This is a genomic window from Streptomyces sp. NRRL B-1347 (assembly GCF_000720325.1).
In the GTDB taxonomy this organism is placed as follows: Bacteria; Actinomycetota; Actinomycetes; order Streptomycetales; family Streptomycetaceae; genus Streptomyces.
In genome coordinates, this window is the sequence record NZ_JOJM01000025.1 from 33,248 (window position 1) to 45,842 (window position 12,595).

A 12,595-nucleotide genomic window follows, 5' to 3' on the forward strand; every position below is an offset into this window, starting at 1 on the left:
GGCAAGTTGATTACACTGAGGGAAGGTAGACCCCTAACTAGCCGGGCGTCAAGCAAGTTAGCTAGCCGGTCGTCAAGCAAGTCCCAAGAGGTCGCAAAGGCGCGTCACCTGGGGGCAGCGGAGGAGTGCGAGGATCGCCCCATGGGCACAGGGAAGCAGCAGCGCCGCGGTGACACCCGCCAGCGCATTCAGGACGTAGCGCTCGAACTGTTCGCCGAGCAGGGGTACGAGAAGACGTCGCTGCGGGAGATCGCCGAGCGTCTCGAGGTCACGAAGGCGGCGCTGTACTACCACTTCAAGACCAAGGAAGACATCCTCACCAGCATCTTCGACGACATGACCCGCCCCATCGACGAGCTGATCGAATGGGGCGGGGAACAGCCCCGCACGCTCGACACCAAGCGCGCGATCCTCACGCGCTACAGCGAGATCCTCACGGACGCCGCCCCCCTCTTCCGCTTCATGCAGGAGAACCAGGCGACGATGCGCGACCTGAAGACCGGTGAGAGCTTCAAGGACCGCATGTTCGCCCTGCTCGACATCCTCAGGGGCGACGATCCGGCGACGCCGATGACCGCGCAGGTGCGCTGCTTCAGCGCGCTGTTCACCATGCACGGCGGGATGTTCGTGCTCAAAGACGCCGATGGCGACCCCGAGGAGAAGCGGAAAGCCATCCTCGAGGTCGCCATCGATCTGGTGACCCAGGCGCACCACGGCGCATGAGTCAGAGCGTGCGCGCGGAGGGGATCACACGCGCACGCCCTGCTTGCGCAGGAAGGAGACCGGGTCGACGGCCGAGCCGTAGTTCGGCGTCGTGCGGATCTCGAAGTGCAGGTGGGGGCCGCTGGAGTTGCCCGTGTTGCCGGAGAGGGCGATGCGCTGGCCGCCGGTGACGGCCTGGCCGACGCGCACCTCGACGCGCGAGAGGTGGGCGTACTGCGAGTACGTGCCGTTCGCGTGCTTGATGACGACGGCGTTGCCGTACGCGGGTCCGTCACCGGCGCCGTTCGGACCGGCCTTCACGACGGTGCCGGCGTGCACGGACTTGACCACGGTGCCGGTCGGGACGGCGAAGTCCTGGCCGGAGTGCTTGTGGGCCCACATGCTGCCGCCGAGGCCGAAGGTCGCGGAGAGGCGGTAGCGGTCGACCGGGTCCTGCCAGGCCGGGGCGGCCGGAGCCTTCGCGGCGGCGCTCGCCGCACCCGCTCCGAGAACCGTCACCGCGCCGACGCCGACGGCGACGACGGCCGCGCGGACGCGGCGGGACGGACGGCCGGAATGGTGGGACTTCGAGCGCTTCGACATGAGGACCTCCGGGGCGGGCGGCACACGGGTGCCGGGGGTGCGGACCGCGTGGACGCGGCCCGCACGCTGGGACGTACAAGGCAAGAACCGCAAAGGGAATCCGGCACGCGAGGGGGGTGCGTGCCGGATGGCCATCCCTTGGTAACCCCCACCCCGCCCGGCGCCCAAAACGCGCATCTACTAGGGGCGGCCGTAGCCCCGGGGGCGGGTTGCGGGCCGAAAGTCCCGTCCACGCCGTCGAACGGCACCACTAACCGTCCTCGTATGTGACGTATGCCCTGTGCCCCATGTCACCGCCCGGAAGATCCACCACCGGGCCGATGTGACCGGCGCTACGCTCGCGCGCATGGAACCCGCGGCCGTCGGCATCCGTCTCGCGTCCGGAATCGTCACCCCTCTGGTCAGGAAACTGTTCACGCGACCCGGCCCCGGCGCCGCCCTGGTGGACAAACCGGTACGTATCGACTCCCTGGTGTCCTTCACCGGAGAGCACCGGAAGCTGACGGAGAAGGACCTGCGCGGCCTCGCCGCCGAACTGGTCCGCCAGGCGGTCCGCGCGGGCGAGCGCCCGCTGCCCGCCGACGAGGAGCAGGCGGTGGTCCACGCCCTGACGGACACCCTGCACGCCCTCGGCGACGTCACCCTGACCGACGTGGAGGCGGTGGAGCTGGGCCACGACGACCTGGCACGGCGCCTGCGCCGGGCGGCCGCGGCGGCGAGCGGGGACCCGGCCCGCGACCTGTCGGCGGACGCCGCGTACTTCTACGAGCGCCTGCTCACCGCCACCTGTCTGCACGTCCTGAACTTCTTCACCCAGCGGTCGACGTTCGTGGCCCACACCCTGGTGCGGCAGAGCCGCCGCCAGGCGGAACTGGTAGCCAAAGTTGACGAGCTGATCAGAAGGGACCCCCTTCCGGGGGCGGAGGACGCCTCGTTCGAGCAGCGGTACCTGGAGTACGTCGCGAGGAAGCAGGGCAAGCTGACGATCTTCGGCATCGACCTGGCCAACTCGCCCGGGAAGTGGCCGCTGGACGCGGCGTACATGAGCCTCCTCGCGACCCCGCGCGAAGAGGTCCACGTCGGCGACGTCGAACCGGGCGACGACTGGCAGGAGATCCTCGGCAAGCGCCTCGAACAGGCCGAGCCCCACCCCGCCGACCAGGCCCTCGCCACCCACGACCGCGTCCTCCTGCGCGGCGAGGCGGGCTCCGGCAAGACGACCCTGGTGCAGTGGCTCGCGGTCTCGGCGGCGCGCCAGGACCTCGACGAGCGGATGGCGTACCTCTACGACCGCGTCCCCTACGTCCTGCCGCTGCGCACCCTCACCCGCCACGGCGAGCGCCTGCCCGCGCCCAGGGACTTCCTGGCGGCCGTGGGCTCGCCCCTGGCCGGGGAGCAGCCCGACGGCTGGGAGGCGCGCGTGCTCACGGCGCGCCGGGCCCTGCTCCTGGTCGACGGCATCGACGAGGTCCCCGACGCGGAGCGCGCCCGCACGCGCGCGTGGCTGGCGGACCTCATGGACGCCTACCCCGGCAACCGCTGGCTGGTGACGTCCCGCCCCTCCGCCGTACGGGACGACTGGCTGGCCGACGAGGGCTTCACGGAGCTGACGCTGGCGCCGATGCGCGGCCCCGACGTGGCCGCGTTCATCGGCCGCTGGCACGCGGCCGCGACGACGGGCGCCCCGGACGACGACGCGGCGCTCGCGGCCTACGAGACCCAGCTGCTCGCCGCCGTCCGGGCCAAGCCCGACCTGGGCCGCCTCGCCACCAACCCGCTGATGTGCGGCCTGATCTGCGCCCTGCACCGGGACCGCCGCGGCTTCCTCCCCCTCGGCCGCAAGGACCTCTACACGGCGGCCCTGTCCATGCTCCTGCTCCGCCGGGACCGCGAGCGCCACATGGGCATGCCGGAGCTGCGGGAGGAGCCCCAGCTCCAGGTCCTGCAGCGGCTCGCGTACTGGCTGATCCGCAACGGCCGTACGGAGATGGACCGCTCGCGGGCGGAGACGATCATCGCGGACGCGCTCCCCGCGGTGCCGGAGCTCGCGGCGCTCGGCGCCGCGCCCGCGGTGTACGACCACTTCCTCCAGCGCAGCGGACTGCTCAGCGAGCCGGGCCCGGACACGGCCGTGTTCGTCCACCGCACCTTCCAGGACTTCCTGGGCGCGCGGGCGGCCGTCGACGAGGGCGACTTCGGCATGCTCGCGCGCCACGCGGCGGACGACCAGTGGGAGGACGTGATCCGCATGGCGGTGGCGCAGGCGCGGCCGCGCGAGCGGGCCGAGATCCTGCGCGACCTGCTGGCCCACGGCGACAAGCTGCGCGACGCCCCGCGCGCCCGCGTCCACCTCCTCGCGGCGGCCTGCCTGGAGCACGCGGCCGAGCTCGACCCCGCGGTCCGCACGGAGGTGGAGCGGCGCACGGCCGAGCTGGTGCCGCCGCGCGACGCCGCCGACGCCCGCAAGCTGGGCGCGGTCGGCCCCATGGTGCTCGACCTGCTGCCGGGGCCCGACGGCCTGACCGCGGCCGACGCCCTCAACGTCACCATCGCGGCCACGCACGTCCCGTCCGACGCGGCGATCCCCTTCCTCGCCCGCTTCACGAGCCACCCCGACCAGTCCGTGCGCGGCCAGCTCATGTGGGGCTGGAGCCGCTTCGACCGCCGCCTGTACGCGGAGCAGGTCGTCGCCCGGCTCGACGACGGCGAGACCCACTTCACGCTCCGCTCCGACGACGAGATCACCGAACTCGTGCGCCTCGGCCTGCGCCCCCGGCACCTGGACATCAGGGAGACCGTCGGCGTCGAGGCGGCCTCGCGCATCCTCACGGCCTGCGACCCCGTCGTCCTGGACCTCCGGGTCCCGCCCGGCCGGCTGCGGCCCGAGGCGTGCGCGTCCCTGGGCTCCCTGACCGAGCTGCGCGTCCTCGACGTGCGCGAGCCGTGGAGCCTCGCGCTCTTCCCCGCCGAGGCGCCGCTGCGGACGTTCGGCCTCTTCGGTCCGCGCCGGTACCTGCGGGACGCGGCCGCGATCGACCGGTGGCCGACCCTCAACTGGGTGATCGCCGCGCGGGACTCCTACCCGTCGGCGCCCGACCACTGGCAGGCGCTCGCCCGCCTCCCCGAGCTCGACCAGCTCACCTTGTCCACTGGCCCCTTGGCCACCGCCCCGCCGGAGCTGCGCCTGCCGACGGTCCGCACGCTCCGGCTCAACCACTCGGCCCTCTGGGAGTCGGCGGCACCGCGCCTGACCGAGCTCTTCCCGGAGCTGCGCCTGCTGCGCGTGATGGCGCACAAGGTGGAACTGGACCTCTCGGCGCTCGCCCCGCACCCCACGCTGAGCCGCGTCGTGGTGCACGCCAAGCGGGTGCGCGGCCTGGCGGACCTGCCGACCCGCATGACGGTGGAGACGCACACCTCACTCACCTCGCCCTCCGACTGAACGGCCGGTCCGCACCGACCGAAGCAGCCCGTCCGCACCGATCGAAACGTCCGGTCCATGCCCCGTAAGGAGCCGAACTCCCAAACCACCCCCACACGTTCGGATGACCCCTCAGAGTTCCCGCCCCTGTAAAGCACCCGCTGCGCGAGCCTCGCCCCATGCACAAGTACGAAGATCTGCTGGCCGAAGCGAAGGCCACGGCAGAGGGGGCCCGCCTCCGCACCCGGCGGGCCGTGAACACCGAACTGGTCCAGATGTACTGGCGGATCGGCAAGCTGATCCTGGCCCGCCAGACAGAGGACGGCTGGGGCACCGGCATCGTGGCCCGGCTCGCCACGGACCTCCGGGGCGCCTTCCCCCGGCAGCGGATCTTCTCGTACCGGAACCTCGTGCAGACGCCGAAGATGGCGCACACCTGGCCCGCACTCATCGCCCAGCGCCCGGTCGCCCAGCTCCCCTGGAGCCACATCACGGTGCTGCTCGACAAACTGCACACCCGCGCGGAACGGGACTTCTACGCGACCGAGGCCGTCCGCAACGGCTGGTCGCGGGCGCATCTGAACCTGGCCATCCGCCAGCGCCTGCACCTCCCGCAGCGCGGCACCACCCCGCTCGCGGACGACGTGACCCTGCCCGCGGGCTCCCCCGCCCTCGCCGAACTCGCCTGCGACCCCTACCGCCTGGACTTCCTGCGCCTGGACGACAAGGGCCCCGCGGCCGACCCCACGTACGAGGAGTCGATCGCGAACCGGATGGTCCGGGTCCTCACCGGCCTCGGCACCGGCTTCGCCTTCGTCGGCTGCCGCTACCCCGTCCTCGCCGGTGACCAGTACCACCGCGTGGACCTGCTCTTCTACCACCTCACCCTGCGCCGCTACGTCGCCTGCGCGCTCGGGACGACCACCGCGCGCCCCACCCACCTCACCCGTCTGGACACCCAAGTGCGGGCGGTGGACCGGCTGGTGCGCGACCCCGACCGGGACGCCCCCACCATCGGCGTGCTCATCGAGACGAGCAGCGGCCAGGCCACCTACACCTCGCTGCCCCCGCGCGGCCGTCAGCTGCTGCCCACGGAGGAGGACCTGGCGCGCGTGCTGCGGGAGGCCATCGGCCCGGTCGACGCCGCCCCGCACCTGTGAGTGCCGTTCCGCCCCCGTGGCCCTGGAACCGCGTTCCCGTCGGCCCCTATGCGCGGATGAGCATTTCCGGCGCCCGCACCACCGAGGGAAGTGCCCGACTTCGTCGATCCGTACGTACTCGCCTATCTCACCCCGGCGCCCCATTGCGGCTGGAAACACTCTGCCTCTGCGGCGCGGACAATGCCGGTGCTCCCCGCCGGAACCCCGCAGGAGGCCCTCCTGATGTATTCCGGCGCCCACGGCACTTCCGGTTTGCAAGGTCCCGGAACACTCCGCCCGCATAAACAAAAGAGGACTGCCCCGGACCGTACGAAACGGTCCGGGGCAGTCCCGTCGGCGCGGCCCTGAGGGCTACGCCTCCTTGCTCAGGTTCGGCCCCGAGCCACCGGCGGCCGACTCGATCGGCGGGACGTCCGGCAGCGCGGCCTTCTCCTCGCCGCGGAAGGTGAACGTGGCGGTCTCGCCCTCGCCCTCCGTGTCGACGACCACGATGTGGCCCGGACGCAGCTCACCGAAGAGGATCTTCTCGGAGAGCGTGTCCTCGACCTCGCGCTGGATGGTGCGGCGCAGCGGCCGGGCACCCAGGACGGGGTCGTAGCCCTTCTTGGCGAGGAGCTCCTTCGCGGACTGGGAGAGCTCGATGCCCATGTCCCGGTCCTTCAGGCGCTCGTCCACCTTGCCGATCATCAGGTCGACGATCTCGAGGATGTCGCCCTGGCTCAGCTGCGGGAAGACGACGACGTCGTCCACACGGTTGAGGAACTCGGGACGGAAGTGCTGCTTCAGCTCGTCCGAGACCTTGTTCTTCATCCGCTCGTAGTTGGTCTTCGTGTCGCCCTGGGCGGCGAAGCCCAGGTTGAAGCCCTTGGAGATGTCCCGCGTGCCGAGGTTGGTCGTCATGATGATGACCGTGTTCTTGAAGTCCACGACCCGGCCCTGGGAGTCGGTCAGACGACCGTCCTCCAGGATCTGGAGCAGCGAGTTGAAGATGTCCGGGTGGGCCTTCTCGACCTCGTCGAAGAGGACGACGGAGAACGGCTTGCGGCGGACCTTCTCGGTCAGCTGGCCGCCCTCTTCGTACCCCACGTAGCCGGGGGGCGAGCCGAAGAGACGCGACACCGTGTGCTTCTCGCTGAACTCCGACATGTCGAGGGAGATCAGCGCGTCCTCGTCACCGAAGAGGAACTCGGCGAGGGCCTTGGACAGCTCGGTCTTACCGACGCCGGACGGGCCCGCGAAGATGAACGAGCCGCCGGGGCGCTTCGGGTCCTTCAGACCGGCACGCGTACGCCGGATCGCCTTCGAGAGCGCCTTGACGGCGTCCTTCTGGCCGATGACGCGCTTGTGGAGCTCGTCCTCCATGCGCAGCAGACGGGAGGACTCCTCCTCCGTCAGCTTGAAGACCGGGATGCCGGTGGCCGTGGCGAGGACCTCGGCGATGAGCTCGCCGTCGACCTCGGCGACGACGTCCATGTCGCCGGCCTTCCACTCCTTCTCGCGCTTGGCCTTCGCGGCGAGGAGCTGCTTCTCCTTGTCGCGCAGGGACGCGGCCTTCTCGAAGTCCTGGGAGTCGATCGCCGACTCCTTGTCCCGGCGGACGCCCGCGATCTTCTCGTCGAACTCGCGGAGGTCCGGCGGCGCGGTCATCCGGCGGATGCGCATCCGGGAACCGGCCTCGTCGATCAGGTCGATCGCCTTGTCCGGAAGGAAGCGGTCCGAGATGTACCGGTCGGCGAGGGTGGCCGCCTGCACGAGGGCCTCGTCCGTGATCGAGACGCGGTGGTGGGCCTCGTAGCGGTCGCGCAGACCCTTGAGGATCTCGATGGTGTGCGGAAGGGACGGCTCCGCGACCTGGATCGGCTGGAAGCGGCGCTCGAGGGCCGCGTCCTTCTCCAGGTGCTTGCGGTACTCGTCGAGCGTGGTCGCACCGATGGTCTGGAGCTCGCCGCGGGCCAGCATCGGCTTGAGGATGCTCGCCGCGTCGATGGCGCCCTCGGCGGCACCCGCACCCACGAGCGTGTGCAGCTCGTCGATGAACAGGATGATGTCGCCGCGGGTGCGGATCTCCTTGAGGACCTTCTTCAGGCGCTCCTCGAAGTCACCGCGGTAGCGGGAGCCGGCGACCAGGGCGCCGAGGTCCAGCGTGTAGAGGTGCTTGTCCTTGAGCGTCTCGGGCACCTCGCCCTTGACGATGGCCTGGGCGAGGCCCTCGACGACGGCGGTCTTGCCGACGCCGGGCTCACCGATCAGGACCGGGTTGTTCTTGGTGCGGCGAGACAGCACCTGCATGACCCGCTCGATCTCCTTCTCGCGCCCGATGACCGGGTCGAGCTTGGACTCACGAGCGGCCTGGGTGAGGTTCCGGCCGAACTGGTCGAGGACCAGGGACGTGGAGGGCGTGCCCTCGGCAGGACCGCCGGCGGTGGCGGTCTCCTTGCCCTGGTAGCCGGAGAGCAGCTGGATGACCTGCTGCCGCACCCGGTTGAGATCGGCGCCCAGCTTGACCAGGACCTGGGCGGCGACGCCCTCGCCCTCGCGGATCAGGCCGAGCAGGATGTGCTCCGTGCCGATGTAGTTGTGGCCCAGCTGAAGGGCCTCGCGGAGCGACAGCTCCAGGACCTTCTTGGCACGGGGGGTGAAGGGGATGTGGCCGGACGGGGCCTGCTGCCCCTGCCCGATGATCTCCTCCACCTGCTGGCGGACCGCCTCGAGCGAAATCCCGAGGCTCTCCAGGGCCTTAGCGGCGACACCCTCACCCTCGTGGATCAGGCCCAGGAGGATGTGCTCGGTGCCGATGTAGTTGTGGTTGAGCATCCGGGCTTCTTCCTGAGCCAGGACGACAACCCGCCGCGCGCGGTCGGTGAACCTCTCGAACATCGTTAATCGCTCCTCAGAGCGGTCAGGCAGTAAGGGGTCGGTCCCCTCCCTGTCCTTCCGCAGCTTAGTCCCGCAAGCGGGGACCGCTCATTCCAACTGCCGACACCCGTCCGGATCACCCTCACTACGGTAGGGAACGCTTCCTGACTCATACGCCGACACATGCTCCAACCCGATGGTGCGAGACGATGTTCCCGCAGGCCAGGCAGTTACCCTCGCCATCAGTACGCCGTTGGCGAACGTGAGACGCCTGAACACCGCGTGTCGCCCCTCCCCACTAGGGATGTCTTACCCGTATGCACTGACACTCCATGCGGCGCACACCGGTTCCCTCCGCTACGGGCGAACACCCTTGCGCCGGAGGGGTCCCTGATACGCGCCCGATTTCGCCACCGTGCGCAACCAGTGCGCCACCGTGCGTGACGTTCGCCGTAACTCGCGTACGCCTCGGGCGGTTGCTCCTGGCATGGCCCTCCCCAGCGTTCCGCACCCCAGGCCGCCCACCGAACCGCGTAGCCGACGCGACAGCGCGCTGCGGGACGACCCGGTACGACGGTGGTACGAGCGGGACCTCGACTGGCCGGTGCGTACCGGGCCGGGGCCCGGGACGGCCCTCCGTCTGGTCACGGGCGTGCGCTTCGACGTCCTTCAGCTGCCGGCCGAGGCGGGCTTCGCCGCGCTGCGCCACCTGGGCCCGAAGGCCCCCGTGGCCCTGCACGGCGGAACGATGCGGCTCCTGGTGGCCGCGGGCAGCGCCGACGAACTGCCGGGGCTGCTCGACTGGCTGGAGTGGGGGGACATTCCCCTGGATCTCACGGCGATCGGCACGGGCGGCCTGATCGACGCTCCGACGCCGCCGGGAATGCCCGGCTCACGGGGGGCCGCCGTGTGGCTGCGCCCCCCGGAGCCCGGACACGAAGTGGAAGCCGCACTGCCGTCGCTCACGACGCTGGCGGCCCTGGCACCGCGCACGGCGGCGCGGGCCCTGGACGGCAGCGGAACCGACCCCCATTCCGGCTCCGCCACGGGCTCCGATCTCGTACGGCTCGTGGACACGGCGGCGACGCAGTGCCACCGGGTCCGCTTGCGGCGTGCGAGCAATCAGCCGTTGGCCTTCTCGTAGGCCTCGCGGATCGACGCCGGGACGCGGCCGCGGTCGTTGACCTCGAAGCCGTTCTCCTTCGCCCACGCGCGGATCTGCGCGGTGTCCTGGCTCTGGCTCGCCGCCGGGGCGCGCCCCTTGCCACGACCGCTCGCGCGGCCCCCGGTGCGCCGACCGCCCTTGAGGTACGGCTCGAGAAGCCCGCGGAGCTTGTCTGCGTTGGCGGTGGTGAGATCGATCTCGTAGCTCTTGCCGTCAAGGGCGAACGTCACGGTCTCGTCCGCCTCGCCGCCGTCGAGGTCATCGACAAGAAGGACCTGAACCTTCTGTGCCACCGGATTTCCTTTCATCGATAACTTCAGGGCCGGGCCACGCGGCCTGAGCCGCCGATTCGCCGCCCCCTGTTATATGCAGCACTGCAGTACGTCGGAAAGCAAACCGCTTTTCCTGGAAAAACACAAACCCCTGGGAGAGACCGGCTCCACGAGATCCCGGGAAACATGCGCGTTTCGGACATAGGGCACCCGGCCATGTGACAGCCCGGAATAGCCCGGTCACGATCACAGATGCAGAAGCATCCGGCTGTTGCCCAAGGTGTTCGGTTTCACTCGTTCGAGGCCGAGGAACTCCGCGACGCCCTCGTCATAGGAACGAAGGAGCTCCGCGTAGACATCTGTGTCGACGGTATCCGCGGGCGTCTCGCCGATCTCCACGAAGCCGTGCTTGGCGAAGAAGTCGACTTCGAAGGTGAGGCAGAAAACGCGCCGGACACCGAGCCAGCGCGCGGTCCGAAGCAACTTACCGAGCAGCTGATGCCCCACGCCCGCGCCCTTGACCTCAGGATTCACCGCGAGGGTACGGACTTCGGCCAGGTCTTCCCACATCACGTGCAGGGCCCCGCAGCCGACCACGGTCCCCGCTTTGCCGTTGCCGCCGCCGCGTTCCGCGACCCAGAACTCCTGGATGTCCTCGTAAAGCGTGACGGTCGCTTTGTCGAGCAGGACACCCCGGCGGGCGTACGAGTCGAGCAGGGACCGCACGGCGGGCACATCCGTGGTGCGCGCCCTGCGTACGGAGACGGCATTTGGCGCGGAGTCGCGGAGCGGCGGGACTTCGGCGTGCGCCGCGGGGAGTTCGTCGGGCTCGGCTGGCATGGGCGGACGCTATCGCCCGGCCACCCGGTCAGGGCCGTCGGGGTTCGCGCGGTTCTCGGGGTTCGCCTGGTTCGCCGGGCTTGCGGAGCTCGCCGGGCCCACCGGGTTCTCATGGGATTCCACCATGCGGACCGCGTCGGTGAGGGCTTCCCGCTGCTGCGGCGACATCATGCCGAAGAAGGCGACGAGAGCGGCCGCGGGGTTGTCGCTCTGCGACCAGGCTTCGTTCATGAGTGCGGCCGAGTAGGCGGCGCGGGTCGAGACCGCCTCATATCGATAGGCGCGGCCTTCCGCTTCGCGGCGCACCCAGCCCTTCTGATGGAGATTGTCCAGAACGGTCATCACAGTGGTGTACGCGATCGACCGTTCCTGTTGAAGGTCTTCCAGGACTTCTCGAACGGTCACGGGGCGGTTCCACTTCCACACCCGTGTCATCACTGCGTCTTCGAGTTCTCCCAAGGGGCGAGGCACAGCAGAACAATAGTGGGCGAAGTGACCCAAGTCACTGAAGCCGCGAAAGACGGGAAGGATGGGATGGACATCCCATAACGCCGACTTTCATGACAAAAAGGGCGTACGGCCCGCGTGGAAGGGGTGGGCCGTACGCCGTTGAGGGGCCGTGGACGGGCGCCTCGGTCAGGCGCCGCCGGCCTTCGGTGACTGCCGGACGGACTCGGCACTGGCGATCGCCGCGTCGACGGCGGCGTCCTCCTTCGCCTTGTTGGCGCCGCCCTGGGTCTTGACGATCGTCACGATGAGGCCGATGAAGAACACGGCCATCACTACGGGGGGCACGAGCGCGGAGACGTATTCCATGCCCCCCAGCGTAGCTAGCCCGCCGCGAGCCGCTGCGACGGGGCGGGGGGCGGTGCCGGGCGCTTGGGCGGGAACACCTCGGCCGGGGTGGGCACCGGGCGGGGCCGCGCGGGCGGCGTCGCGGGGGGCTCGGCGGGCGGGTTCGGCCGGGGCGCGGGCTTGTCGCCGTCGGCGGCGCGGCCGCCGGGCAGGGCGAGGAGCCGGGTGCGGGACTGCGGCACCAGGGGCCGGGGCGGGGGCGCGGTGCGGCTGTCCGCCGCCCGGGCTTCGCCCGCCGCCGCGAGGCGGGCGCGCAGGGCCCGCTCGGCGAGGCCCTCGCAGCGGGCGAGCAGGGCGGCCGCGCGCGGGGTGCCGCGCAGGGCGCGCAGCGCCGCGAGGTCGTCGGGGGCGGGCCGGTAGCCGGTGGCGAGCACGTCCTCCAGGAGCTCCAGATAGCCGGCGGCGGTGCCGGGGAGCGCCGCCCGGTAACGCGCGAGGTCGGCCACCAGGAAGGCGCGCAGCCGTGCGCCTTCGCGCACCGTCTCGTCGATGTCGTCGGCGAGGCGCACGCAGTCCTGCACGGCCTGGTCGTCGAGGGCGTGAGCGGTACTGGGGTGCAGGGCGAGGGCCAGGGCGCGGCGGAGCACGCGCAGCTCCGGTGCGCCGAAGGCCATGCCGCCCCGGGATCCGTATGGCGTGGGCATGGGGTGACGATACGCGCGCAAAGGACAAAATCGTCTTAACTCACCCGTTTGCGCGACGCGTCGCCCCTGCCCGCGGC

Annotated in this window: 11 protein-coding genes; 4 read left to right on the forward strand and 7 right to left on the reverse strand. The window is 70.7% G+C overall.

The features are described from left to right. Positions 1 to 141: 141 nt before the first annotated feature. Positions 142 to 723 carry a TetR/AcrR family transcriptional regulator gene (locus IG74_RS0121975; protein WP_030679865.1) on the forward strand — a complete coding sequence of 194 codons (582 nt, stop codon included), beginning with the start codon at positions 142 to 144 and terminating at the stop codon, positions 721 to 723. Positions 724 to 747: 24 nt separating this feature from the next. Here IG74_RS0121975 and IG74_RS0121980 read toward each other — a convergent pair whose 3' ends face one another. Further along, positions 748 to 1,305 (reverse strand): M23 family metallopeptidase, encoded by a 558-nt coding sequence (locus tag IG74_RS0121980; protein WP_030679868.1) that lies wholly within the window; start codon positions 1,303 to 1,305, stop codon positions 748 to 750. Positions 1,306 to 1,651: 346 nt separating this feature from the next. Here IG74_RS0121980 and IG74_RS0121985 point away from each other — a divergent pair, with 346 nt between their 5' ends. After that, positions 1,652 to 4,747, forward strand: coding sequence for an NACHT domain-containing protein (locus IG74_RS0121985; RefSeq protein WP_051855147.1), 3,096 nt, complete (start codon positions 1,652 to 1,654; stop codon positions 4,745 to 4,747). A gap of 158 nt (positions 4,748 to 4,905) precedes the next feature. Continuing rightward, the gene (locus tag IG74_RS0121990) at positions 4,906 to 5,886 is read left to right on the forward strand and encodes a PDDEXK nuclease domain-containing protein (RefSeq protein WP_051855141.1); all 981 of its coding nucleotides are present in this window, start codon (positions 4,906 to 4,908) and stop codon (positions 5,884 to 5,886) included. Between the two features lie 351 nt (positions 5,887 to 6,237). On the opposite strand, the gene IG74_RS0121995 is transcribed toward IG74_RS0121990, so the two are convergent. Continuing rightward, entirely contained in the window at positions 6,238 to 8,763 is a 2,526-nt protein-coding gene (locus tag IG74_RS0121995; protein ID WP_030679875.1) for an ATP-dependent Clp protease ATP-binding subunit, read from the reverse strand. 466 nt (positions 8,764 to 9,229) lie between these two features. On the opposite strand from IG74_RS0121995, the gene IG74_RS0122000 reads away from it, so the two are divergent. Next, positions 9,230 to 9,886 (forward strand): SCO3374 family protein, encoded by a 657-nt coding sequence (locus tag IG74_RS0122000; RefSeq protein ID WP_037825870.1) that lies wholly within the window; start codon positions 9,230 to 9,232, stop codon positions 9,884 to 9,886. Here IG74_RS0122000 and IG74_RS0122005 read toward each other — a convergent pair. The 5 genes from IG74_RS0122005 to IG74_RS0122025 all read right to left on the reverse strand — a co-directional run bounded on the left by IG74_RS0122005 (position 9,865) and on the right by IG74_RS0122025 (position 12,518). After that, positions 9,865 to 10,200: a histone-like nucleoid-structuring protein Lsr2 gene (locus IG74_RS0122005; RefSeq protein WP_030679881.1), complete on the reverse strand. Its 336-nt coding sequence runs from the start codon at positions 10,198 to 10,200 to the stop codon at positions 9,865 to 9,867. The two genes, IG74_RS0122000 and IG74_RS0122005, sit on opposite strands and share 22 nt — an antisense overlap. A 225-nt stretch (positions 10,201 to 10,425) precedes the next feature. Beyond that, complete coding sequence (locus tag IG74_RS0122010; RefSeq protein WP_030679883.1) at positions 10,426 to 11,019, reverse strand: amino-acid N-acetyltransferase; 594 nt, start codon at positions 11,017 to 11,019, stop codon at positions 10,426 to 10,428. Between the two features lie 9 nt (positions 11,020 to 11,028). Further along, positions 11,029 to 11,490, reverse strand: coding sequence for a BlaI/MecI/CopY family transcriptional regulator (locus tag IG74_RS0122015; protein ID WP_078868951.1), 462 nt, complete (start codon positions 11,488 to 11,490; stop codon positions 11,029 to 11,031). Positions 11,491 to 11,655: 165 nt separating this feature from the next. Further along, the gene (locus tag IG74_RS0122020) at positions 11,656 to 11,835 is read right to left on the reverse strand and encodes a hypothetical protein (protein WP_030679889.1); all 180 of its coding nucleotides are present in this window, start codon (positions 11,833 to 11,835) and stop codon (positions 11,656 to 11,658) included. A gap of 14 nt (positions 11,836 to 11,849) precedes the next feature. Next, a complete protein-coding gene (locus IG74_RS0122025; RefSeq protein ID WP_078868952.1) occupies positions 11,850 to 12,518 on the reverse strand; it encodes a hypothetical protein in 669 nt (222 codons plus the stop codon). Positions 12,519 to 12,595 lie beyond the last annotated feature (77 nt).